Origin of the sequence: Vibrio alginolyticus NBRC 15630 = ATCC 17749, from assembly GCF_000354175.2 — a bacterium.
GTDB lineage: Bacteria > Pseudomonadota > Gammaproteobacteria > Enterobacterales > Vibrionaceae > Vibrio > Vibrio alginolyticus.
This window is the reverse complement of sequence record NC_022359.1, coordinates 589,670-613,068: the sequence shown is the minus strand read 5'-3', so window position 1 is coordinate 613,068 and position 23,399 is coordinate 589,670. Positions and strand designations below refer to the sequence as shown.

General features: G+C 45.7%; 19 protein-coding genes and 1 tRNA gene. 10 read left to right on the top strand and 10 right to left on the bottom strand.

From position 1 onward, the window contains the following. The first annotated feature begins 38 nt into the window (after nucleotides 1-38). Nucleotides 39-185 (top strand): DUF2256 domain-containing protein, encoded by a 147-nt coding sequence (locus N646_RS23915; RefSeq protein WP_005374142.1) that lies wholly within the window; start codon nucleotides 39-41, stop codon nucleotides 183-185. 61 nt (nucleotides 186-246) lie between these two features. On the opposite strand, the gene N646_RS18070 is transcribed toward N646_RS23915, so the two are convergent. Genes N646_RS18070 through N646_RS18060 form a run of 3 tightly spaced genes read right to left on the bottom strand, consistent with a single transcriptional unit; the run spans nucleotide 247 to nucleotide 3,850 of the window. After that, nucleotides 247-954: an SDR family oxidoreductase gene (locus N646_RS18070; protein WP_017819732.1), complete on the bottom strand. Its 708-nt coding sequence runs from the start codon at nucleotides 952-954 to the stop codon at nucleotides 247-249. Further along, nucleotides 954-2,498 (bottom strand): cryptochrome/photolyase family protein, encoded by a 1,545-nt coding sequence (locus tag N646_RS18065; RefSeq protein WP_017819731.1) that lies wholly within the window; start codon nucleotides 2,496-2,498, stop codon nucleotides 954-956. Before N646_RS18065 ends, N646_RS18070 begins: the two co-directional genes overlap by 1 nt. Then, a complete protein-coding gene (locus N646_RS18060) occupies nucleotides 2,498-3,850 on the bottom strand; it encodes a DASH family cryptochrome (protein WP_021035912.1) in 1,353 nt (450 codons plus the stop codon). Before N646_RS18060 ends, N646_RS18065 begins: the two co-directional genes overlap by 1 nt. Before the next feature lie 349 nt (nucleotides 3,851-4,199). On the opposite strand from N646_RS18060, the gene gefA reads away from it, so the two are divergent. Continuing rightward, entirely contained in the window at nucleotides 4,200-5,213 is a 1,014-nt protein-coding gene (gene gefA, locus N646_RS18055; RefSeq protein ID WP_005374150.1) for a diguanylate cyclase GefA, read from the top strand. Between the two features lie 90 nt (nucleotides 5,214-5,303). Here gefA and N646_RS18050 read toward each other — a convergent pair whose 3' ends face one another. Next, the gene (locus N646_RS18050) at nucleotides 5,304-5,882 is read right to left on the bottom strand and encodes an aldolase/citrate lyase/malate synthase family protein (protein ID WP_005374156.1); all 579 of its coding nucleotides are present in this window, start codon (nucleotides 5,880-5,882) and stop codon (nucleotides 5,304-5,306) included. A gap of 174 nt (nucleotides 5,883-6,056) precedes the next feature. Between N646_RS18050 and N646_RS18045 the strand changes: the two genes are divergently transcribed. Next, nucleotides 6,057-7,613, top strand: a complete 1,557-nt coding sequence (locus N646_RS18045) for a DUF3612 domain-containing protein (RefSeq protein ID WP_017819729.1) — start codon at nucleotides 6,057-6,059, stop codon at nucleotides 7,611-7,613. Between the two features lie 387 nt (nucleotides 7,614-8,000). Here N646_RS18045 and N646_RS18040 read toward each other — a convergent pair whose 3' ends face one another. After that, nucleotides 8,001-9,356, bottom strand: a complete 1,356-nt coding sequence (locus N646_RS18040; protein ID WP_021035911.1) for a diguanylate cyclase — start codon at nucleotides 9,354-9,356, stop codon at nucleotides 8,001-8,003. A 132-nt stretch (nucleotides 9,357-9,488) separates the two neighbouring features. On the opposite strand from N646_RS18040, the gene N646_RS18035 reads away from it, so the two are divergent. Both N646_RS18035 and N646_RS18030 read left to right on the top strand, forming a co-directional pair. After that, entirely contained in the window at nucleotides 9,489-10,094 is a 606-nt protein-coding gene (locus N646_RS18035; RefSeq protein ID WP_005374161.1) for an alpha-ketoglutarate-dependent dioxygenase AlkB family protein, read from the top strand. Nucleotides 10,095-10,163: 69 nt separating this feature from the next. Continuing rightward, on the top strand, nucleotides 10,164-11,252 hold the full coding sequence (locus N646_RS18030; RefSeq protein WP_017635514.1) for a DUF3541 domain-containing protein: 1,089 nt from the start codon (nucleotides 10,164-10,166) through the stop codon (nucleotides 11,250-11,252). Nucleotides 11,253-11,306: 54 nt separating this feature from the next. Here the strand turns inward: N646_RS18030 and N646_RS18025 are convergent, their stop codons facing one another. Further along, the gene (locus tag N646_RS18025) at nucleotides 11,307-12,515 is read right to left on the bottom strand and encodes a NupC/NupG family nucleoside CNT transporter (protein WP_017635515.1); all 1,209 of its coding nucleotides are present in this window, start codon (nucleotides 12,513-12,515) and stop codon (nucleotides 11,307-11,309) included. Nucleotides 12,516-13,074: 559 nt separating this feature from the next. On the opposite strand from N646_RS18025, the gene N646_RS18020 reads away from it, so the two are divergent. Both N646_RS18020 and N646_RS18015 read left to right on the top strand, forming a co-directional pair. After that, nucleotides 13,075-13,158 (top strand) — tRNA-Leu (locus tag N646_RS18020). A 32-nt stretch (nucleotides 13,159-13,190) separates the two neighbouring features. Continuing rightward, nucleotides 13,191-13,802, top strand: a complete 612-nt coding sequence (locus N646_RS18015) for a DUF2913 family protein (RefSeq protein ID WP_017819727.1) — start codon at nucleotides 13,191-13,193, stop codon at nucleotides 13,800-13,802. Between the two features lie 78 nt (nucleotides 13,803-13,880). Here N646_RS18015 and N646_RS18010 read toward each other — a convergent pair whose 3' ends face one another. Together N646_RS18010 and N646_RS18005 are read right to left on the bottom strand one after the other, a co-directional pair. Next, nucleotides 13,881-15,281, bottom strand: coding sequence for a tryptophanase (locus tag N646_RS18010; protein WP_017819726.1), 1,401 nt, complete (start codon nucleotides 15,279-15,281; stop codon nucleotides 13,881-13,883). Between the two features lie 298 nt (nucleotides 15,282-15,579). Further along, a complete protein-coding gene (locus N646_RS18005; RefSeq protein ID WP_017819725.1) occupies nucleotides 15,580-16,824 on the bottom strand; it encodes an NADH:ubiquinone reductase (Na(+)-transporting) subunit B in 1,245 nt (414 codons plus the stop codon). A 160-nt stretch (nucleotides 16,825-16,984) separates the two neighbouring features. Between N646_RS18005 and N646_RS18000 the strand changes: the two genes are divergently transcribed. From N646_RS18000 to N646_RS17990, 3 genes are all read left to right on the top strand, one after another. Next, nucleotides 16,985-18,373 carry a cytochrome ubiquinol oxidase subunit I gene (locus N646_RS18000; RefSeq protein ID WP_017635517.1) on the top strand — a complete coding sequence of 463 codons (1,389 nt, stop codon included), beginning with the start codon at nucleotides 16,985-16,987 and terminating at the stop codon, nucleotides 18,371-18,373. A 10-nt stretch (nucleotides 18,374-18,383) separates the two neighbouring features. Beyond that, the gene (gene cydB / locus N646_RS17995) at nucleotides 18,384-19,382 is read left to right on the top strand and encodes a cytochrome d ubiquinol oxidase subunit II (protein WP_005374173.1); all 999 of its coding nucleotides are present in this window, start codon (nucleotides 18,384-18,386) and stop codon (nucleotides 19,380-19,382) included. Nucleotides 19,383-19,556: 174 nt separating this feature from the next. After that, nucleotides 19,557-19,961 carry a hypothetical protein gene (locus N646_RS17990; protein ID WP_017819723.1) on the top strand — a complete coding sequence of 135 codons (405 nt, stop codon included), beginning with the start codon at nucleotides 19,557-19,559 and terminating at the stop codon, nucleotides 19,959-19,961. A gap of 47 nt (nucleotides 19,962-20,008) precedes the next feature. Here the strand turns inward: N646_RS17990 and lhgO are convergent, their stop codons facing one another. Together lhgO and N646_RS17980 are read right to left on the bottom strand one after the other, a co-directional pair. Continuing rightward, complete coding sequence (gene lhgO, locus N646_RS17985; RefSeq protein ID WP_005384175.1) at nucleotides 20,009-21,235, bottom strand: L-2-hydroxyglutarate oxidase; 1,227 nt, start codon at nucleotides 21,233-21,235, stop codon at nucleotides 20,009-20,011. A gap of 8 nt (nucleotides 21,236-21,243) precedes the next feature. Beyond that, nucleotides 21,244-23,367 carry a TRAP transporter permease gene (locus N646_RS17980; RefSeq protein WP_017819722.1) on the bottom strand — a complete coding sequence of 708 codons (2,124 nt, stop codon included), beginning with the start codon at nucleotides 23,365-23,367 and terminating at the stop codon, nucleotides 21,244-21,246. Nucleotides 23,368-23,399: the final 32 nt, after the last annotated feature.

Below are 23,399 nucleotides of genomic sequence, written 5' to 3'. Positions count from 1 at the left end.
CACCGTTTTAACCAAATTAGGAGTGAACAATCAGCGCGATGAAAGGTTTTAAATCCAACCTTCCCATGAAAGTCTGTCCGGTCTGTCAGCGCCCATTTTCTTGGAGAAAGAAGTGGGCGCGAAATTGGGAGGAAATCGTTTATTGTTCTGAGCGTTGCCGAAGAAATAAATCAACGAAAACGTAGGTCACTCCGACCCTCTCTGGAGTATGTTATTTCATTTGTATTAACGTTTGTACGCGTTCTCTTACCAAGGTAATAACGTCCCATCATAAGCCCAAAACGCCCCGCTATCTTGCGGGGTTGCTTTTTCTATCAAGCCTAATAAATCCTTAGCAACTCGCTCTGGCGTGAACAACTTTCCCTCTGGGACATTGGTTTGAAAAGGTGCCGACAAAGCGGTATCTGTGGTGCCAGGGTGAAGTGAAAGCACCGTGCCATGTTTGACCACTCTTTGCCATTCGATCGACATGGTTTTTAGGAACATGTTTAATGCGGCTTTCGATGCTCGATAGCTGTACCAACCACCGAGCTGATTATCGCTAATGCTGCCAACTTTGGCCGAAATGGTCGCAAACTTGGGTGCAGTACTGCGCTTTAGCTTGGGCGTGAAGTATTTCGCCAACAGCAAACTTGGCAAAGTATTAACCGTGATGGTTTGCTGAAAGAAGTCTGCGTCGAGCGAGCTAAGATTCTTCTCAGGACCTTTCTCTTGGGTGTGCAACATACCAACACAGTTCACCAACCAATCGACGTGTTCAATCTGCTCACTGAACGCTTTTACCTGCTCGTCTTGCGATACATCCACTTGATGCCAAACGACATTTGGGTGTTGCCAATCTGGTTGCTGCTTACGATAAGTGGCATGCACGCGAGCTTGAGGAAACCGAGCTGCGGCTTCTCTCACCATCGCCAAACCAATTCCACCATTGCCACCGACGATGAGTATTTCCATCACAAGTTCTCCACGTTTTCTATGTAGTGCTCTGCGGTATCAAGAATCGCTTGGCGTTGTTGTTCTTCCATGTTGTCCCAAGAGCGGAAAATCATCCCGATTCGTGGATTGGCTGCGAGGCGCTTGTCGTGTTTGTTCATAAAGCGCCAATAAAGGCTGTTAAACGGACACGATCCTTCCCCACTCCTCGCCTTATTGTCGTAATGGCAACCCTTACAGTAGTCGCTCATTTTGTTGATGTAAGAACCACTCGCCGCGTAAGGTTTGGTGCCAACAATGCCGCCATCCGCAAACAATGCCATGCCACGTGTGTTCGGCATTTCGACCCATTCAATCGCATCAACATAGATACCGAGATACCACTCATCCACTTGATCTGGGTCGATCTCGGTTAGCAAGCAAAAGTTACCAGTGACCATCAAACGTTGGATGTGGTGTGCGTAGGCGTAATCGAGGGACTGCCCAATCGCATTGCGCATACAAGCCATTTTAGTTTCACCATTCCAGAAGAAATCTGGCAGCTTTCTTTCTGCGCCCAATTCGTTGTTTTTCGGGTAATGAGGCATGTTCGCCCAATAGACCCCTCGAATGTACTCTCGCCATCCTAAGATTTGGCGAATAAACCCTTCAACTTGAGAAATGTCGATGTCCGCGTTGGAATGAAATGCCTTGAGTGAAGCATCAATGACTTCTCCCGGGTGCAGTAATTTGCTGTTAAGCGAGAATGAAATTCGGCTGTGATACAAGCTCCACTTAGCGTCGTGCTGGCCTGTCATGGCATCTTGAAAACGTCCGAATAACGGCAGACAGACTTGGCAGAAATGCGCGAGTAAAGAGAGGCTTTGCGCGCGATTGATCGGCCACAACAAGTCTCCTTCGAGGTTTCCGATGGTTTTGATGTCATGTTCTGCCAACCGCTCAATAATGCCGTGGACGTCGGTACTGAACATCAAAGGTTGTGGAAGTTGTTCAATGTCTTTGGCTTTGAGCTTGTTACGATTATTGGCATCGTAATTCCATTTTCCGCCGATAGGCTTTCCGTCTTGCATCAAGATGTCGAAGCGCTTGCGCATACGGCGGTAAAAGTGCTCCATCATGATGTGTTTGCCTTGAGGAAACTGCGATTCTATTTCCTCAAACGGTAACAAAAAGTGCTCCGAATCGACACAACGCGTCACGACCCCATCAAGCTTTAATTTGGCTAACTGCTCTAGCAGACGGTATTCATCCGGGCGTTGATATTCAAACTTACTTGCACCAACTTCACTCGCGTAGTGTTGCAAGACTTGCTCAAGATCGTCGAAGGATTGTGTGTCATCCAATGTGAGGTGCAGAACTTGGTGACCTTCACTCTGACGCTCTTTTGCAAACTGTTCCATTGCAGAAAAGAACGCACACACTTTCTGAATATGATGCGTGACGTAAGTATTCTCTTGCTTGAGCTCCGCAATCAGGTAAAGCACTTGCTCATCAGGTTGCTGAAACCAAGAGTGCTCACTGTTAAGTTGATCGCCCAAGATCAATCGTACGGTTTCAAATTGCATTACGGTTTCTCCGATGACGAAGCTTTGTCACTGCTGCCCATCACAATCGGCCAATCGACCATGTCTACACTATCCAAATGCGCGCCAGGACAACGACCTTGCCACCTATCGATGAACTCCATGTGCGGATCGTACATTTCGGTTTGCTTTTCGAGGTTGAATTGTCGTGAACCACGCGGATCAGCACCAACGCCCGCTAGGTATTGCCAATTTCCCCAGTTTGATGCCACATCGTAATCAACCAGTTGTGACTCAAAGTACGCCGCGCCATAACGCCAATCGAGGCCAAGTTCATGCACCAAACAACTGGCGACTAACTGTCTGCCACGATTCGACATATAACCGGTTTCATTAAGTTGGTGCATACACGCATTGACGATAGGAAATGGCGTTTCACCTTTCTTCCATTGTTGGAAACGGTGCGCGTAAAAGCTGGTGAGTGGTGCTCGATTTTGGATGCCACCGAATCGGAAGAGCTGTCGCTTGTGTCGACGGGCATACCAATAAAAGTATTCACGCCAAAGCAGCTCGAAATAAATCCAATAGGTTGAATCATTTGCACCATTCGCGGCTTCATAGCGTTTCAACATGGCATAAATGGTTTTCGGAGAAACGCACCCATTAGCTAACCAAGGAGAGAACTTGGTGGAGTAATCCATGCCATCTAAACCGTTGCGTGTTTGTTTGTATTCACTGGCTAGTGTGGAAGCAAAATACTGGCGACAATGTTCAAGCCCGCGGCTTTCTCCACCATGAAACGTAGCTTTTGTGTCAAAGTAATATGCAGTAACGGAAGGCAGATTCACACCTAAAGGAATTGGAGGTAACGAACGGATACTCTCGTGGGGCCGAGAGATGTCTAAACTTTCAACTTGCTTTCTAAACTGCGTGAAAGTCGTAGGCAGTTTGCTCAAGTCAAATGGCAGTTGTTCTTCCCTTAACAGGGTCCGGATTGCTTGCTGTTTTATTTTTACATGAGAAGCGCCTTCAGCTACGCGACCTAACGCTTGTTGCTCATCCGAACCGGGAAAAGCGTCAGCATATATATGTGTGACGCCGAAGCGATTAACAGCATACTTGATTGCTTGATCGGGCGTTAGTTCAACCGCCCATAATCGCTGACCAAGGTGATTCAAAGATTGATTGAGTTCACTAAGCGATGAGTCGAGAAACTGCAATTTCGCGCGCCCGAAAGAGGCTTCCTGCGCAAAGTGATGCAAGTAAGGCGTCATTGAAGGGTAGCAATACAAGCAAATTAACTCGTCCATTTCTACACTGGCGCTTTTCAACAGTGGGTTGTCGTGCAATCGCAAGTCGTTCGTGAACCAATAAAGTCCTATTTTCTTTTTCAATTCGCACCCTCAGATGTTAATTCTTCGTCTACGAGTTCTTTTCACGGAGACCCTGACGTTAAGCCTTTTGATTTACTTGCTTTTATACGAAAACGAGAGTTTGACGATCATTAGGTTACTAACGTTCACACGGAATTCATTTGCTGGATATCTCAAAACACGCAATACCACCAAATTCCTGTACATGTTTCATACTGATATTTTATAAAATTTGAATCCAACGGTATTGATCACGATCTTAATCACTCATTTTCTATATAAACCATGCAAAAGTGATAAAAATTAAAGCGACATTAGTTAATATCCGTTAATCTAAGCCCAATCCCATTTTGCTAGTACCATCGCAGAAATGACCGACGAGTTTAAGAAATCAACCGCTAATTTAAAAAAAGCGGTCCCACTGATGATCAAAAACCATGTTGCTGCCACGCCAGCCAACTACGCGCTTTGGTATACCTACGTTGACAAGACCATTCCAGAACTCAACTTTGAGTTAGACACGGTGTTAGAAAACTACGGTATTTGCCCGCCAGCAACCAATAAACAGCTTTACAACAACTATGTGGCCAGCAAAGCAGAAACCAGCCTTGAAGATCTTAGAACCAATGTAGAAGTTCTGCTACATGAAGTATCCAGTTCAATGAGCGATACAATTTCAGATACTTCCTCCTTTTCTGAGATGGTAGACAAAAGCTTTAATAAACTGGAAAAAGTTGAGGACAATAGCCTAAGCATTGAAGAAGTGATGGTAGTGATTCGTCAACTTGTCGCAGAGTCACACGAAATTCGTCACTCAACAAAGTTTTTGAATAGCCAATTGACTAACGCGAGTGAAGAAATTTCTCGCCTCAAAAACCAACTGGCTGAAGTACAGCAAGATGCGTTGTTCGATGGTTTGTCAAACCTATACAACCGCCGAGCATTTGACAAAGATCTCTCTTCACTTATTGCATCAAATCAGGCAATGACCTTGATCATGCTTGATATCGATCATTTCAAATCATTTAACGACAATTACGGGCACCTTTTTGGCGATACAGTATTAAAAGCCATTGCCCGCCGGCTACAACAAAGTTGTCGAGATGGGATATGTGCGTACCGTTTTGGTGGTGAAGAATTCGCGTTAATTGTACCTAACAAATCTCTGCGAATTGCTCGCCAATATGCAGACACACTACGCCGCATGATAGAAAAACTGCGTATCAGAGATAAGCGCTCAGGCACACAAGTTCACAGCATTACCGCTTCTTTTGGGGTGGCAGAGTTTGAGCCTGGTGATACGCCTGAAGCCTTAATCAATAAAGCCGATAAACAGCTTTATGAAGCAAAACAACTCGGTCGTAACCGCGTGATGCCAATTTAAATAAACTGGCTAAGCGAAAACGACTTTTATGATGAAAAAGAAAACCCCGCGCTGTAAAGTGCGGGGTTTTTGTATCCAATCATGAGTATCTTAATCGACGCTGTAACAGTAACTTAGAATGTAGTCGTCACCATTTTTTGCGGTATATTCTTTATCTTCACTGCATGCCATCGGCTTACCTTTTTTGTCGCCTTTGATTAGGCTTATCCAATGGCGCATCGCGGTTGGTGCATTGCCAGTTAGTTCAGGATGAAACGTCGTGCGAGTTTCCAATTGAATATCGTCAATGTCCACTAATTCCACGCAACCAGTGCCTTTGTGACAGCCAAACAGCACTTCTACATGATTGCCCGAATCATCTTTAAACAAAATCGACTTTGGATCTTCCTTTTCACCAGTGTACGCCACAAAATGTTTCGGACTTTTCAGGCCGCTATGCGTACCGTCTTTGAAGTAAGCCAATACATGGCGATAATCAATTACGTAACTTGATACGTCTTGGTGCGACCCGTTCTCCAATGGGAACATGCGGTCAAGCAGTTGCTTCGCTTTTACTTGTTTCTCACTCTGCTGCTCGGCACTTACCGCTTCGACGGCAAATACGGCTTCAGCGATAAATGGGCGTTGTTGTTGTTGCATCTCTTTTTTATCGAAGTTCAGCATATTCATCGTCATATCCTCGCACTTAAAAACTCGTCCTAGAGTAAAAACTTAAATCCTTTATTTAAGTTTCAGGCAATTCTGTGAAGTGGATGGTTAATTTCCTTGCCTGCTCATTATGTAGACTAGCGAAATATTGACTACAATTTCACAACAAAAATTTTACAATGTGAATTTTACAAAATGTCTGTGTCAAAAAGCCTTATTCGTCAGTCTCATTTTCTTGGTACGAAAATTCGTAATCTAAGAAAAAACAACCATTTAACGATGGAGGATTTATCTGCCCGTTGTGTAAGAATTAATCCAGAGTACGCTCCTTCGGTTTCTTACCTTTCGATGATTGAGCGCGGAAAACGCGTACCGAGTATCGATATGCTCGAAGTGATCGCGGAAGTTTTTCAAAAAGATCCTGCGTGGTTTTTAGATGATGAACCCGAATTAGAAGCCATCACACCCAACAAAGGGAATCGTGGTGGGATTAGTGGCATGGCGCTGGAGCCGAGCTTCCTGTTCTCCAATGATATTCTTCAAATCGCGATACCAGAAATGCTCTCCCAAACAGGTATCACAGGGCGTCAATTCGCCCACTTACTGATCCGCGCACACCAAGAGAACCACCAAAACCATTTCCCAGACTTAGAACGGGCAGCGGAAGAAGTGGGCTTAAAGCGACTTAATCTGTCAGTGGAAGATCTGATCGACATTGCAAAGAGTATGGGGTTGGATATTCGCTGGGTAGACCGAGCGCCACAAGATGTGATTGATGAACTGGGCGTCAGCGCCAAACAGTTGATTACGTCTTTCATGGAGCCACCTGGGACTATTTATCTCAATAAACGAATGCGTGACTATCCAACCCGATTGAAGTATGACTTGGCGGTATATATCGGCCATCGAGTGCTCCATAGCAGCGATGCAATGAATAACGTTTTATCTATCGGGCATCAAAACAATTGGGAGCAAATGGACAGCCCTGTGTCGAACTCTGAACTCAATTCGCAAGATATCCTGCAAGCTTGGCGTGATTTTGAGTCCAGCTTCTTTGCCGGTGCCCTACTCTGCCCCAAAGTACCCTTTCGTCAGTTGCTTGACCGTTCTGGTTACGAGATTGATGTTCACAAAAAGGCGGGGGTTTCTCCTTCCGTTGCAATGCGTCGCATGACGGTGGTCTCGCCTTACCCTCATTGGCACTATTTTGATGCCTATGGCCCTGGCAAGTTAAAAGCCGTGTATCGCGGAAATGGTATTCCATTGCCTTGGGGCAACATGCGCAAAGTGAACGACCCTTGCCAGCACTGGGCCGTATTCCGACGCCTTTCCCAGCCTTTGGATACCAGTTCAGCGCAAATTTCGATTTTAAATGTTGGCGACGAGCCACGTATCTACTGCTGCGAATCGGTTAACGTATTTGATCCTGCGGGGAATAATCGCGTGCTATGTGCCGGTATTGATCTTAACCCTGCCATTTCTGCACAAGGTGGCGATGCCGTTTCCATAGCGGAAGAACTTAAGTCCCTTTGTGTCGCTTCCGGCGGAAGTAGTGTTATTCCTCCCCACATCAAAAAAGACTTAACGACTATCGCTAAGATATTAAACATCAACTGGATAGAGCGCGGGATTCAAACCCAAGCAAGGTTGATCTGCTCCAGAGGGGCGGTTTGTCCAAGACAACCTAGTTGTTACAGCAAGTGCGGAGAAGCTGATGAGACGCGCAACGACGTGAATATCATCGGTCTTTAGAAAGAAAAAACGCCAATCACAATATACGTGATTGGCGGTATATACTTGTGAACAATTTGTATTCACTAACAACGTCAGTTGGCTAGGTGACCCTCGGCTTAATAAGGGTCACTATAAGTAAAGCACGATGCGTGCCAACTTTAAAAAAGCCGTTTTTTAGTAGATCCAGATGCATATCGTTGCTTTATTAACCATTAATTTCGCAAACTGCATTTGCAAAATGCAACATCATGCAAATATGCCACTGAATGCACTGCTAATAACGACTCTCTCAGCAAAGTGTCTGTGAACATATGAAGTCACATATTCTTGCACCTCAATGATGATGAGATTTCGGGCTCCCAACTTTACCATTCCTCTAACCCCTTATTGAAACTGGGTTCAGGCTCATCCGCCATGCTTTTGTTGATACATTCTCTCATCGGCTATTTTCATCATTTGCTCAGGAGATGACATTTTCGGGTCAAATATCGCGTACCCAATACTGGCTTTCAAATAGATAAGCGTTTCATCGTAAATGACGGGCGTCGAGCATAGCGCTAATCGAAGTTTTTGTAGAAGGGACTGAACATTTTCTTCCGTTCCAGGGTGATGGACTACAACTAAAAACTCATCACCGCCCATTCTGGCCACGATGTCTGATTTACGCAGAGAGCTTTTTACCCTTTCAGCCGTAGCGATTAAAACTTTGTCACCTGCGTCGTGACCATAGGTATCGTTAATGTGTTTAAACCTATCTAGGTCAATATTAATTAAGGCGAAGCTATAACGCTTTTTATAACGTTTCGCTATTTCGAACTGCTGCTTGTAAAACTTCATAAAATAGCGACGGTTTGGTAAATTCGTAAGTTCATCGTGTAAAGCTCTGTCATCTGCAATGGTATACAGTCGATAAATGGCGAACAGCGCGAGGCTAAGTGCGAATATAATGGGATAGCCGATTACTCTAGCTAAATGCAACTGATGCCAAGAGATTTGGCGATCAGCTTTGCCTCCAGAGAAAACCACCATACTCCACCCACCATAAGGAAAATGAACCATCTCTTTTGCATATACCATGCTATTTACACTTTGCGCGCCAAAGAAAGCATCACCAAATGAGCCACCGCTATCGTAACCACGGATCATTAAAGGGTAACGATACGAGAAATCAATTACGCCGGTTTCTCTCATCAGAGCATCGAAATCAATCACCGCACTGATCACTCCCCAGTAGTCCTGATTCATTGGAGGATCAAGAAAAACAGGCACACGCACGATCAAACCTCGGCCACCTTGGATCAATGTAACGGGCCCTGCGATGAAAATTTCTTGTACATCCTTGGCTTTTTGCACCTGTACCCACTGCTGTGGCACTGCGCGGTAATCAAGGCCGATTAGGCGCTCATTACCTTGGCGTGGAAATACATGACTAATTACATCATTTTTCGCGATACCGATGATTGTAATATGTTTACTTTTATTTAGGATTCGGTGAGCGGCGATACTCAATTCTTCTTCTTGATTTTTAGGAAGTAACGTAATGAGTGTCGCTAAAGTACTGGCTTTGTAGATATCCGCCATAAGTACCGCTTCCAAATTGGAACGGAGAATGGAAAGTTGTTCTTTGGCCTCAACTTGAACTCGCTCTTTGTGAAGCTCTTGCTGGTTTCGATTTAACAGCTCAATAACCCCAATACACAAAGCGAAAAAGGTGAGGAAGAACAATGCAAAATAGCATCGCTTTCTGGGTAAATAACGCATTTTCTCCCCACAACTCGTATACAACTACGAGATTTTTTATTTATTGTTAAAATTCTTATTATCACAAGAATAACCAATCATAATCAGAAAGGTAACAGTGATTGACAACTTTTATGTTTTAGGTGTGAGATGATGCATCAACAAGGCGATTTATTTGGCGGCGATCTATGGCAAGAAGTAGAAAGAGGAAAACTTTATTATGATCCTCATTTTCTTAGCCATCTTGAGGCGGATAATTACTTTGACCAACTTCGAAAGACACTGCCATGGCACCAAGAACACATTACTATGTTCGGCAAGTCAGTACTTCAACCTCGCTTACAAGCGTGGCACGGTGATGCAGCATATACTTACTCAGGCTTAACCATGCAGCCTCACCCTTGGACTCCTGAGTTAACTCAGCTCAAAGTGCGTTGTGAATCAGTTGCTGATGTCACTTTTAATTCTGTTCTCGCTAACTTATATCGACACGGTCAAGACTCAATGGGCTGGCACCAAGATAATGAACCAGAGTTAGGTAGAAACCCTGTTATCGCATCTTTGAACTTAGGTGAAACACGTCGATTTTTGCTTAGAAATTTACATTGTAAAACTGAGATTGAATATGAGCTTTCTCACGGCTCCTTACTGATTATGGCTGGCGAGCTACAGCATCACTGGAAGCACTGCGTACCAAAAACCGCGAAAACCAAAGATGAACGTATCAACCTGACTTTTAGGCAAATTTTTAACTATTGACTCAGCTTTTACATTCTCAATTAATATTGATGGTAGGTTTAGGTTCAGGACTTCATAGGGAATGGATTTATGCGTATTAAACCTCTTAGCTTAGCGGTCTTACTCTCTTGCTCACTTACCTTTGCAGCTCAGGCATCACAGGAAGAGGTACCGCTTCTCGATAATACTCAATCAGCGCAGTTGATTCGTAGTACCTACGAACAGGAACTGTTCACTTTCCCGGCGTTTAAAGAGGGCCATTTTGGCTTACGCATGTACCGCCAAACATTAGATGAGAAATATCACGCTGCCATTTGGACCGACATGGCACAAGTAGCCAGCCGGTTAAACCAATTTGCTAATGAAGTCGTTGAACCAGAAGACATCATTCTCTATTCATCTCAAAGGCTGACCACGTATCAAGAGAAAGAAACCGAACGAGGTCAGCGACGCTATACCGTGACTAAACACCATCCTGAGTACCTTTATCTTGGTGTGGATTTGCTTGGCGCAATGGCAAGAGCAAACGAATATGGCCTACAACATAAACAAGACAAAACGCTGAGAAAAATTATTAGGCGCTACGATTTCTCGCGTTACGTTACGGACAAAGAGATGATAGAGGCATGGGCAGCTCAGCTTGCAAACCAAGTCTACTGGCTTCGTCAGCTAGGAGAGCAAGATGTGGTCGAGGAATTCACTCAAACCTTCCGGAACACCTACCCCGACGATAAAGATAAGATGCTTTCAGCTCAGCAGTATTGGAACAAACTCTATGGTATGACGCACATCATCTTTGCCGATTCAAAGTATTATCAGGAGCGAGTAAGCGAGAAGAAACACCAATGGATTTATGATTACTTTCGCAACAACATCGACACTATCCTACTGCGCGCCAAAGAAGACGTGATTGCGGAAGTCGGCATTTCGTTTTTGTTAGCAGGCTTGGACCATGATCCGGTCGTAAAGAAAACCCGCCAAGCCATTCGTCACGCAATCAACGCAGAAAAAGGGATGATTCCGTCGGTCGACGGTAACTTTGATCTCAAGTACGGCGAACACCGTAACGTGCTAGCCATCATGCTGCTCGATTGGAAAGGGGTACATAAAGCGCCAACTTATCAAGAGCACCCAGAGGCTTTTAAATCGATACCTTACGGCTTAATGCCCAAGCCTTAGAAATAACAAAACCCGCCTAAATGGCGGGTTTTTAGTGTGGATCTTCAATCTAAATTAGAGAGAGATAAAAATGCCCGCTAAGCACGCACTCATCAGGTTAGCGAGTGTACCAGCAGCAACCGCTTTTAGGCCTAGACTTGCAACATCTTTGCGGCGCTCAGGTGCCATCACGCCGATAGAGCCCAACTGAATCGCAATTGAGCCAATGTTCGCAAAACCACACAACGCAAAAGTGATAATAATTTGAGTATGCTCAGACAGTGTCGCTTTGTGCTGCACAAAATCGATAAACGCAACAAACTCATTCATCACCACTTTCTGACCAATGTATGAACCCGCAGCTAGAATTTCGTGGCTTGGCACACCAATCAACCACGCTAGAGGTGCAAACAAATAACCAAAAATCGCTTGTAGCGTTACGCCAGAGAAACCAAGTATCTCACCCAAGTTTTCTAACCCCGTGTTCACCATCGCGATAACACTCACGAAAGCGATAAGCATGGTACCAACAGCAACGGCAACTTTCATACCGCCCATGGCACCGCTTGCTAGCGCATCAATTACGTTGCTTTCTTCTGATTTATCTAGCTCAATATTGTTGTAATCGCTTGGCGTTTGACGCTCAGGAACGATGATTTTTGCCATCATCAAACTACCTGGTGCTGCCATAAAGCTTGCCGCGATCAAGTATTTGAGGTCGACCCCCAAACCAGCATAACCACCAAGCACACTGCCCGCCACTGAAGCCATACCACCAGCCATCACAGCAAACAGTTCAGAGCGAGTCATGTTAGAAAGAAATGGACGAATAAGAAGTGGTGACTCGCCTTGAGATAAGAAAATGTTCCCTGTTGCAACCAAAGACTCTGCTTTACTCGTACCCAAGAACTTCTGGATAGCGCCGCCAATAAATTGAATCACTTTTTGCATAATGCCCAAATAGTAAAGGGCGGAGATAAGAGCACTGAAGAAGATGATGATAGGAAGGACACGAATAGCGAAGATAAAGCCAGAAGAAGCGAGGTCACCAAAGAGGAATTTAATCCCTTCATCAGCAAAGCTGAGTAGCCCCGCGACACCATTACTTAAACTCGCTAGCGCCGCTTGACCCAACGGGAAATAGAGCACTAACGCAGCAAACCCCATTTGTAGCATCAAGGCGCGAGATACAGTTTTCCAATTAATGGAAGAACGACCTTCAGAAAGTAGGAAAGCACAACCTAGCAGTGCAACAATACCAAATAGACTAAATAGAACACTCATGAGCTGGACCTACTAAACGTTGAAAAAGAAAAAAGAGCCAAAGGAATTGGCAGAAGAAAGGGACAACGCAGCGAGTGATAACTCACTTTTAGATCCAGAATGCAGACAGAACGAATAGTTCGACATCTTATTTTTACCTTATACAAGCAATTGAACGTAGCTGGTCCGGTCCGTGGGGTCATTCACTGCTGGCGAGCATGTTGCTTGGCCTGCTCCATGTGACGGCTTGTATGGGTAAGGGTCCTGAACAACTAAACCCTAATTCCCGCTTAAACGGGACGCAAGTATAGCCAACAAAAAGAGATATTCATCACATTTATTTACGCAAACGTTCAAGCGTTCAAAATTTAGGCAAAAGCACTCTTTTGTCGTCATACTATTAATAAAAGTAAGGGCATAAGGATAGGCGTTGATGGTAAAAAACATAAAAGTGACCAATAAATATGCAATCAAACTCGAAAGAGCCAAAATTCGTCATTTTGCTCTCGCCAACAGGTGGATTTTGGTTATAATTCGCGTTGCTTCTTTCGAGGCCTCTGAGTATTCAGAGCATCATGATGCCGAGATGGTGAAATTGGTAGACACGCTAGCATGAGGTGCTAGTGCCTTTGGTGTGAGGGTTCGAGTCCCTCTCTCGGCACCATTATCCTTCTTCCCTAATTTTGTTCGAGTGTAATGCAAAGTTCTAAGCAGGCGAGACAGTCTACAGATGCTAATCAACTTCTGAGTGAGCTTGCGGTTCACGCTTTATTACACCTGCACTTTAAAATTCACGCGTCCTCGCATGGCCTCTCCCTTAAAGAACGTAATGACTTACTTCAGAAATGGCTGAAACCAAAACTGAAGAGTAATCGCTATAAGCTGATTAAAAAGCCGTTAAAGTCTTTGACTCAGCAGGCAAAAGGTGAGAACGGAAATCTGGAAGTATTACTCGAGCGCTGCGTCGGTGCAGACAAACCCAGCAACCCTCAACCCGATCTAGATAGCTACTTGCTGCTGATCAACGAGATTGAGAAGAAACTGGGGACTACCGTGTTATTATCGCGACCGGAAGACGTCGACTTATCTCACGACCAACACGGCTGTTTGCTGTGTGTGCTTTCTGAGAACTTAAATCAGCACTTCGATGATAATAACGCCCTAATCGCTCCTATTTCGATGCTGTTCCGCGGACCAATGAGTCAACGTTCGCTTTTCCTTGGCAGCATTTACGCCAGTGGTACCTTCAATTATGAAGTGCAGTATCAAGACGACCAGTTCGTTCGCATCACATTAGAGTTGGCGTAAATGTAACGCTAAGAAATAAGCGAATCGAAAAAGGCCGCGAAACTCGCGGCCTTTTGCTTATCTAGATTTAAACTTGAGTTAATCGATCTCTTTAAATCGAGCAGTAAAGTGGCGCAGCACTGGTGGCTCGTACTCGAAAGTGAGCCCTTTTAACTCATGTGCACGATTTTTCAGTTCGATAATCGCATCCGCAATGTAATCCATATGATCGTTTGTGTAGACACGACGTGGAATGGTCAAACGCATCAACTCAAGCTCTGACGCTTTTTGTTTACCCGTTTCCGGATCTCGACCAAGCAGCAACGAACCTATCTCTACTGCTCGAATACCCGCTTCCAAGTACAAAGCATTACACAATACCTGCGCAGGAAACTGATCCGCTGGAATATGTGGCAAAATCTTAGCGGCATCCACAAACACTGCGTGACCACCCGTTGGGTATTGAATTGGAATACCGCCTTCACGTAAGCGCTCACCTAAGTATTGAACTTGGCTAATTCGGTAGTGAAGAAAATCTTCATCTGCCGCTTCATACAAACCGCGAGCGAGCGCTTCCATATCACGCCCAGCCATACCACCGTATGTCACAAATCCTTCCATGGGTACACAACGTGTCTGCACCGCCTGGAACAACTCCTTATGATCACGAATACAACACATGCCACCAATGTTTACCATCGGGTCTTTCTTAGCTGACATGGTGAGCATATCACCGTACTGGTACATCTCACGGATGATTTCCAGAATCGATTTATTTTCGTAACCCGCTTCACGCTGCTTGATAAAGTAGGCGTTCTCACAGTAACGAGCCGAGTCAATCACCACTGGAATATCGCACTTGGTTGCAATCTCGTACACACTGCGCATGTTTTCCATCGACACAGGCTGACCACCGGAGCTATTACAAGTAATCGTGGTGATAATTGCACAAATGTTATGCGAACCGTACGCTTCAATTGTTGCCACCAGCTTATCGATATCAAAATTGCCCTTCCAATCATAAGGCGTAGTGGTGTCGAATGCTTCTTCCGTTACCACGTTAATCGCTTTACCGCCATTGAGTTCAATGTGACCCGCTGTGGTATCAAAATGGTAGTTCGAGATAAATACTGGCGTTTCGCCACCACGCACCTGACGCATACGCTCAATCAAAGCTGGGAACAAAATTTGCTCGGCACCACGCCCTTGGTGTGCAGGCACGGTGAGCTTATAACCGAAGAAGTGCTCCACTGCATCACACAGGTTGTAGTAATTTCGACTCCCCGCATAGGATTCATCCCCCATCATGATGCCAGCCCACTGATTATCACTCATGGCACCAGTGCCAGAGTCAGTCAGCAAATCGATATAAACATCATCACTACGAAGAAGAAATGGATTATAGCCCGCTTCTTTTAACGCGACTTCACGGTCTGCCAAAGTCGTCATTTTGATTGGCTCAACCATTTTGATACGGAAAGGTTCTGGAATACGTTTCATTGTTAATTTCCTTATACGCATTGCCCTACGCAGTTTCACGTAAGACTAAAAAACAAATAGATAGAATGCTTTTCAATGCGATTGCATTGAGGAAATCAACGAGAAGAGATTTTACTAAGAAGAGACAAGCAGTAGTCTAGGTTATACCAGAACGACAGCACCAAACGGCTATCGAGAATATCCTTTATTCTCATCGTCTTCGTCCTCCTGATAAAAATAAAAAGTCAGAAACCCTATGTCTCTGACCTTTTCAATATAGTGCAGTTTTCAATCAATTTTCAGTGAGGTCACCCTCATTTTAAGAAGGTCTCGCCCTTTTCATTCTGCGTTTGATATTACTTTCTTTGACTAGGTAATCGAAAAGTGGCGCGAATAAGTTAGCAAATAGAATCGCTAACATGATGCCTTCTGGATAAGCCGGGTTCAGCACTCGGATAAAAATCGTCATCACACCGATTAATAGTCCGTATGCCCATTTCCCGTTATTGGTAAAAGCTGCCGAGACAGGGTCTGTCGCCATAAAGAAGGTACCAAACGCAACCCCACCAATCACGAAGTGCCAGTAGAACGGCATGGAGAACATGGGGTTAGAGTCTGAACCGATCGCATTCAATAGTAGTGAAGCTCCGATTAAACCGACCAACACGCCCGCAACAATTCTCCACGATGCAATCTTCATAAAGATGAGAACCAAGCCTGTTAGTGCGATCAACAACGTGGAGACTTCACCCATCGAGCCTGGTAAATTACCAACAAAAGCATCTCCCCATGAAATTGTTTGTCCTGTCATATTATTTATCAAAGCACTTTGCCCGCCTTCATACCATTGACTAAGTGGAGTAGCGCCAGAGTAACCATCAGCCGCGACCCACACAGCACCACCGGACATGTTGGCAGGATAGGCAAAGTATAAGAACGCTCGCCCTGCTAAAGCTGGATTTAGGAAGTTTCGTCCAGTACCACCGAAAATCTCCTTCGCCACAACAATACCGAAAGTGATACCTAAAGCCGCTTGCCATAGTGGAATTGTCGGAGGAAGGATCAGCGCAAAGAGTATAGAGCTGACAAAAAAACCTTCATTCACCTCATGCTTTCGCACAATAGCAAACAGAACTTCCCAGAAACCACCAACGATAAACACCGTCGCATAAACCGGGAGAAAGTAAGTAGCACCAAGCCACATTTTACTTTCCCACCCCGCTTGTGAAACCGCATCTAACGAACCCCATACCCAACTCAGTTGCCATGAAGAAACAAGCGCTTGCTGAGCTGAGGCTTGTTCCATTCCATACAACAAGGCATCACTCGCTTGCTGGCCTATGTTGTACATACCCCAGAACATGGCAGGGAAGACCGCCAACCACACCATGATCATAATACGTTTTAAATCGATGCTATCTCGAACGTGAGTCATGCCCTGGTTTACCTTACCAGGCGTGTAAAAAATGGTTTCGACAGCTTCGAAAAGTGGGTAGAACTTGTGATACTTCCCACCTGGACCAAACTTAGGTGTCGCTTTCTCAAAGTAATGTTTAAGGCTCATAACACTCCTCCTTTATCTAAAAGATGGTACGCACATGTGTAAAAAGCGATCGTTTTTTAATCTCTTCGTCTTCCTTCTTCGTATTTCACCTTGTTCGCCACTCTTCTGTCTCCTCTTTAAATCCGGCGAACAGTTTTATCCAACGAAAAAGGGACCGCTCATGGACACACTCGCCATTGACCTAGCTAGATTCCAATTTGCCTTTACTGTCTCTTTCCACATTATTTTTCCAGCTTTTACGATTGGTTTGGCAAGTTATCTCGCTGTATTAGAGGGCTTGTACTTAAAAACGGGCAACAAACAGTACATGCAAATCTATAAGTACTGGCTCAAAATCTTTGCCATCAGTTTTGGTATGGGTGTGGTGAGTGGCATCGTGTTGAGCTATCAATTCGGTACTAACTGGAGCGTGTTTGCCGACAAAACAGGCCCAATCCTGGGCCCGCTAATGGGTTATGAAGTTTTTACTGCGTTTTTCCTCGAAGCGGGGTTTTTAGGCGTGATGCTTTTCGGTATGGATAAGGTGGGTAAGAAGCTTCACTTCGCCGCGACTTGTATTGTTGCATTCGGGACGTTTTTGTCTGCGTTTTGGATACTTTCGGTTAATAGTTGGATGCAAACACCAGCGGGCTACAGTATCAACGAAGCCGGACAGTTTATCCCAGAAGACTGGTGGGCGATTGTCTTCAACCCTTCCTTCCCTTACCGGCTCGTTCATATGTTGCTCGCCGCTTACCTTACTACTGCCTTTGTTGTAGCCGGCGTTGCCGCTTATCACTTACTAAAAGCAAACCATAACCCTCTTGCCAGAATTATGTTCTCGATGGCAATGTGGATGGCTGCCATCGTGACACCAATTCAAATCGTTGCTGGAGACATGCATGGTTTAAACACCCTTGAACATCAACCCGCCAAAGTCGCCGCGATGGAAGGGCACTATGAGTCTCACCAAGGCGCGCCATTGATCCTCTTCGGTATCCCTAACGATGAAGAAAAACGCATGGAATACGCACTGGAAATCCCCAAACTCGGTAGTTTGATCTTAACTCATGACCTCAACGGTGAAGTGAAGGGATTAGATGCTTTTCCAGAGGAGGAACACCCTCCTGTCTCTATCGTTTTCTGGTCTTTCCGAGTAATGGTCGCGCTTGGTTTTGGCATGCTTGTTATTGGTTTGTGGAGCCTTTGGCTAAGAAAACGTCGCAAACTTTTTGATTCAAGGGCACTTCAACGTATTTGTGTCCTGTTTGCCCCAGCGGGGTTCATTGCAGTTTTAGCAGGCTGGATAACTACCGAAGTCGGTCGACAGCCTTACACCGTATACGGTCTTTTAACCACAGCCAATTCGGCATCGCCTATTGATGCCGCCGCGGTGAGCGTCTCCCTGACGGCGTTCATCGTGGTTTACTTTGTGGTTTTTGGAGCTGGCTTCTTCTATCTCCTACGTTTGATGCGTAAGTCTCCAACTCGATATGAAGAAGGCCTAGATAGCCGACTTCCTGATGGCACGAAAACCGATGCCATCACACATTCTAACCATCTAACCTAGGAGCTAACTCATGGATTACGCATTAATTTGGTACGCTTTGATTGGGCTCGCCGTTCTGATTTATGTCGTGTTAGATGGCTTTGATCTCGGTATTGGTATCCTATTCCTCAGCGCTAATGACGATGAAGAGCGCGACATGATGATGAACAGCATCGCTCCTGTTTGGGATGGGAATGAAACTTGGCTAGTTCTTGGCGGTGGTGGGCTTTTTGCCGTGTTCCCCCTCGCCTACGCGGTCATTATGCCAGCACTCTATGCTCCCCTGATTTTAATGCTGCTCGGGTTAATTCTGCGCGGGGTTTCTTTTGAGTATCGCTTCCGAACACAACGCGGAAAGTTTTTATGGGATAGCGCTTTTTTCATTGGTTCACTCACCGCGGCATTGATGCAAGGCATTATGCTCGGAACCCTGCTCCAAGGTATAGAGGTTAGTGAACGAGCATACGCAGGTGGATGGTTTGATTGGCTTTCACCATTTAGCGTATTTTGTGGCCTGGCGCTTGTTTGTGCTTATATTCTGCTCGGTTCATGCTGGTTATTAATCAAGCTTCCAGAAGAGCTGATGGGGCGCTATTACGTGGTCGCGCGACGATGGGGACTAGCGATGGTAGCCTGTATATTCATCGCCAGTTTGTGGCTGCCATTGAGCCAAAATATCGTATTTGAACGTTGGTTCTCATTACCAAACTCGCTACTGTTTTTCATTTTACCAATTATTGCAGCGGCACTTATTTGGCAGCTATTCAAAGCCTTACTCGACCACAAAGCCGTCCGAGCCTACGTTCTTGCGATCGGCCTGTTTCTTGTGTCCGCGATGGGTTTCGGTGTCAGTACATTCCCTTACTTGGTCCCATTCGCACTCACTTATCAAGACGTCGCTGCGCCAGATAAGAGTTTGGCATTTTTACTTGCCGGTGCGGTGGTATTACTTCCTCTGATCATAGCCTACACGGCTTATTCGTACTGGGTTTTCCGCGGCAAGATGAAACGTGGAGAAGGATATCACTGATGAAACTAAAACCCACTTTGTGGTTCATTGGCATTTGGCTGGCAAGCGTGGTCGCCTTGTTTATCATCAGTTCGTTGATACGAACTGCGATATTGTAGGCCCAGAGTCTACTGCACCACATCTGAAGCCATTGAGGTCTATACTCAAGCAAGAGTAAAACAACGGAGTGTTTTTATGACCTTAAAGCGGTTTCTGGTAACTTTGATTCCTTTGACGGTTCCACTGTTTTCACCAAATGCATTGGCCGTAGACAAGCAGATGTCATCCGCCATGAAAAGTAAAATGCGGTCTATTTGCTCCGCAACAGACGAGCAGGGCCATTGGCAACTTGCTGAAGCAACTCCTGACGCCAGACGCTCACTCAACATGGTGCTTTATCAAATGAATGCCGATGATAAATTGAAAGCAATTCATGAGGTGAGAACGAAAATGGTCGGCGGCACCCATTATGCGTTTGAGTTCGAGTTGCAAGATGGTCAAGTCTGGAATGCAATTGTATTGCACAGTGCCCGAGGCGATTACATGATAGAAAGACACGCCAAGAAAGGTGAACTCTGCCCTAAAGATGGCAACTCCTAATTCCCAGATTCAAATACAATAAAGGCGACAGTTACGTCGCCTTTGTTTTATACCGTTTTCGCCTCTATCTTTTCATTCACTTTATCGCAAATGTACTCCCCAATCGGCATTGCAGATGTCGCTGCGGGAGAGGGTGCGTTACAAACGTGCAGGCTTCTTGCGCTTTCGGCAAACAAGAAGTCATGAACCAAGGTTCCGTCGGATAACACCGCTTGCGCACGAATACCCGCTGGATATGGTTTGAGATCGTCTACCTTGATGCTTGGGCAGTATTTATTGACCAGCTTGAGATAGCCCGGCTTCCACCACGAGTTCTTAAACTCATCCAATCCGGTTTTTAGATGCTTTTGTGTCACCTTCCAGAAACCGGAGAAACTGAGCATTTGCATGGTATCTTGCAAGCTGAAGTTAACCTTGTCGTACCCTTCTCGCTTCCAGCCTTGCACCGCATTTGGACCTACGGTCACACTGCCATCAATCATGCGAGTCAGATGGACGCCCAAGAATGGCAAGTCAGGGTCGGGAATTGGATAAATAAGATGATTCACCACTTGGTCGTGTTTGCTATCTAAGCGGTAGTATTCACCACGATAAGGGATGATCTGAAAGTCAGTTGGAATACCCATCATCTTAGTCATGCGATCCGCCATCAAGCCGCTGCAAGTAACCAAGAACTTAGTATTAAGCTGCATCGTTTGACCGTCTGAAATGCAGGTCAGTTGGACTTCCTCGTCCTTCTCTTCGGCAGCCACCACTTTGGTTCTCAAGCTGATTTGACCGCCGAGTTTTTTGAATTCTTCCGCCATCTGCTCAGTGACCAAACGATAATCGACAATACTGGTGGTTTTGACATAAATCGCGCCCAAGCCTGTGATGTTTGGTTCAGCGAGTTTAAGCTGAACTTCATCGAGTAGCTTTACGTCAATGCCGTTGACATGGCAGCGCTCATAAAGCGCATTCATGCGTTCGACTTCTTGCTCGTTTGTCGCAACCAACAACTTGCCACAGTTCTCCACCGGAATATCGTGCTCAGCACAGAACGAAATGGTTCGCTCTACCCCACGCTTACAAAAATCGGCTTTTAGGCTGCCCGGTGCGTAGTACACCCCAGCATGAATCACGCCGCTATTGTGTCCGGTTTGGTGCTTCGCAAAACCGGACTCTTTCTCAACCAATAAAATGGATTTGTCTGGGTGACGTTGCTGCAGTTGCCATGCCGTCGACACACCAACGATACCGCCACCGACAATAATGTAGTCATAGACTGATTTCATACGACCTCTTATAAAACCGAGAGTTGAGATTGTTGCAATTTGAACTTGCGACCACTGTAAATGAACACCGCGACAAATACCGCGCAGCTTGCCACACGAACCAACATTGGGATGTCGTGCCAAACCAGCAATGTACCCACCACTACCAACAAGAGACGAGTCAGAATGTTTAGAGGACCTTCCAAGTAGCCTTCAATCGCACCAATCAATGCATAGGTTCCGATGATGGCGAAGAAGCCCACGGTAATTACCGACGTTACATCCCAACTTACTAAGCCTGTGTAAGCAATCAGCAGCGGTACAAGATACAAACCTTTAGCGATTTTCCATGCCATCAAACCGGTACGCATTGGCGGTGTTTTAGCGATGGTTGCCGCAGCAAAGGCGGTCAAACACACTGGAGGCGTTACGTTGCTGTCTTGCGATAACCAGAAGATGATGAGGTGAGCAGCCAGCAACGCCAAGCCTACTGCTTCTATACCCAAACTTTGCTCTAGTAGAGTTTCCATAAAGTCCGCAGGTACTAGCGCCACCATTTCTTTCGCGGTTTCCAACGCCATTGGAGCATTAAGCAGTTCCAGCTTTTCTGGCGCCGCCAACATGAAGATGGCTTTTGCTTGTTCTGGCAATTGACCCGACACCATCAATTCAAGCAATTGGTTTTCCGCAATCAACTTGTAAAGCGCAGGGGCAGACAGTGTGCCCAACACAATATACGCCGCTGTCACAGGCAAGCCCATACCCAAAACAAGAGAAGCGAGCGCAATCAGAACGATCATGACGAACAAGTCGCCATTCGCCCAACCGTCGATCATCAGTGAGAACGTATTGCCGATACCCGTTGTGCTGATCACGTTGATCACCAAACCGATACCCACCAGCAATACGGCTGTTGTCGCCATGTTTTTCGCGCCTTGCGAAAGTGCTTCGATGATCGCTTTTGGTCCCATCTTGTGATCTTTCGAGAACCAAGAAGCCACCACTACTGAAATGATCGACAAGCCCGCAGCGTAAGTTGGCGTAAAGCCTTGAACCAACAAAGTAACCAACACCGCCAGTGGGATAAGGTTGTGCCAACCGCTGATCAGCACTTTCATTAGAGATTCATCGCTGGTCGTGATTTTTTGAACGCCGCTGCGTTTGGCTTCGATACGCACAAAGAACGCAACAGATAAGAAATAAATAAGAGCAGGAATAAAAGACACCGCGATGATATCAACATACGGAATTTGTGTGTAAGACGCCATGATGAAAGCACCCGCGCCCATTACTGGTGGCATCAACTGACCACCTGTCGACGCTGCAGCCTCAACACCCGCCGCAAAGCGCGAAGGGAAACCTGCTTTTTGCATTAAAGGAATACTGATAACACCGGTGGAAACCGTATTTGCCACACTAGAGCCCGATACTGAGCCCATCAAACCGGAGCCAATCACCGCAATAAAACCGGGACCACCGATGATTTTGCCAGCCGCAGCACGTGCCACATTGATTATATAATCACCGACACCAGAGCGAACAAGAAACGCACCAAACAGAATGAACATAAATACAAAAGTCCAACTGATGCGCGAGATAGAACCAAACATGCCCTCAGAAGAATAGAAGCTGCGGTAGAGCAAGGTTTCCATGCTCAAACCCGGGAAGTGGAAAATGCCTGTCGCCCACTGCCCCCAAAGCACAACGTAGCTTAAACACACCACAATCAGCACTGGAATAAACCAACCCATGGTGCGTCGGATAAGCTCAATCACAATCAGGATTGCCATGATGGCGAAGACCCAATCGCTGGTCACGAACTTCACACCACGTTCGTAGAGTGCATCTTCGGCATAGGGAATGTAGAGCAAACACGCGACCGCGCCCATGGCAATTAACACATCGATACCGAGTGCAATCTTACTCTGCTTGAGAGAGATATGAGCCGGATACCAAAGCGCACAAATCACCGCAAAGCCAGCAAAGTGGGTCGCGGAAATCCATAACTCTGGTAACGTCGATAAGGTATTAAACCAAATGTGCAAAGCAGACAACACCACGCCAAACACTGTGATTGTGGTGGTTACCCACGGAAAATCAGTGCGCGTGGGCAACTCAAACTTCTGCAATTCCTTTTCTATTGAGTCGCTCATCTCATACTCCAAGCTCTGGCGGCTTTTTCCAT

Coding starts and splice junctions, on each gene's coding strand:
- N646_RS18000 (WP_017635517.1), top strand. CDS start 16,985: ATGGACACACTCGCCATTGACCTAGCTAGATTCCAATTTGCCTTTACT.
- N646_RS18040 (WP_021035911.1), bottom strand. CDS start 9,356: ATGCGTTATTTACCCAGAAAGCGATGCTATTTTGCATTGTTCTTCCTC.
- gefA (WP_005374150.1), top strand. CDS start 4,200: ATGACCGACGAGTTTAAGAAATCAACCGCTAATTTAAAAAAAGCGGTC.
- N646_RS18005 (WP_017819725.1), bottom strand. CDS start 16,824: ATGAGCCTTAAACATTACTTTGAGAAAGCGACACCTAAGTTTGGTCCA.
- cydB (WP_005374173.1), top strand. CDS start 18,384: ATGGATTACGCATTAATTTGGTACGCTTTGATTGGGCTCGCCGTTCTG.
- lhgO (WP_005384175.1), bottom strand. CDS start 21,235: ATGAAATCAGTCTATGACTACATTATTGTCGGTGGCGGTATCGTTGGT.
- N646_RS18035 (WP_005374161.1), top strand. CDS start 9,489: ATGCATCAACAAGGCGATTTATTTGGCGGCGATCTATGGCAAGAAGTA.
- N646_RS18070 (WP_017819732.1), bottom strand. CDS start 954: ATGGAAATACTCATCGTCGGTGGCAATGGTGGAATTGGTTTGGCGATG.
- N646_RS18065 (WP_017819731.1), bottom strand. CDS start 2,498: ATGCAATTTGAAACCGTACGATTGATCTTGGGCGATCAACTTAACAGT.
- N646_RS18030 (WP_017635514.1), top strand. CDS start 10,164: ATGCGTATTAAACCTCTTAGCTTAGCGGTCTTACTCTCTTGCTCACTT.
- N646_RS18025 (WP_017635515.1), bottom strand. CDS start 12,515: ATGAGTGTTCTATTTAGTCTATTTGGTATTGTTGCACTGCTAGGTTGT.
- N646_RS17990 (WP_017819723.1), top strand. CDS start 19,557: ATGACCTTAAAGCGGTTTCTGGTAACTTTGATTCCTTTGACGGTTCCA.
- N646_RS17980 (WP_017819722.1), bottom strand. CDS start 23,367: ATGAGCGACTCAATAGAAAAGGAATTGCAGAAGTTTGAGTTGCCCACG.
- N646_RS18050 (WP_005374156.1), bottom strand. CDS start 5,882: ATGAATATGCTGAACTTCGATAAAAAAGAGATGCAACAACAACAACGC.
- N646_RS23915 (WP_005374142.1), top strand. CDS start 39: ATGAAAGGTTTTAAATCCAACCTTCCCATGAAAGTCTGTCCGGTCTGT.
- N646_RS18010 (WP_017819726.1), bottom strand. CDS start 15,281: ATGAAACGTATTCCAGAACCTTTCCGTATCAAAATGGTTGAGCCAATC.
- N646_RS18015 (WP_017819727.1), top strand. CDS start 13,191: ATGCAAAGTTCTAAGCAGGCGAGACAGTCTACAGATGCTAATCAACTT.
- N646_RS18045 (WP_017819729.1), top strand. CDS start 6,057: ATGTCTGTGTCAAAAAGCCTTATTCGTCAGTCTCATTTTCTTGGTACG.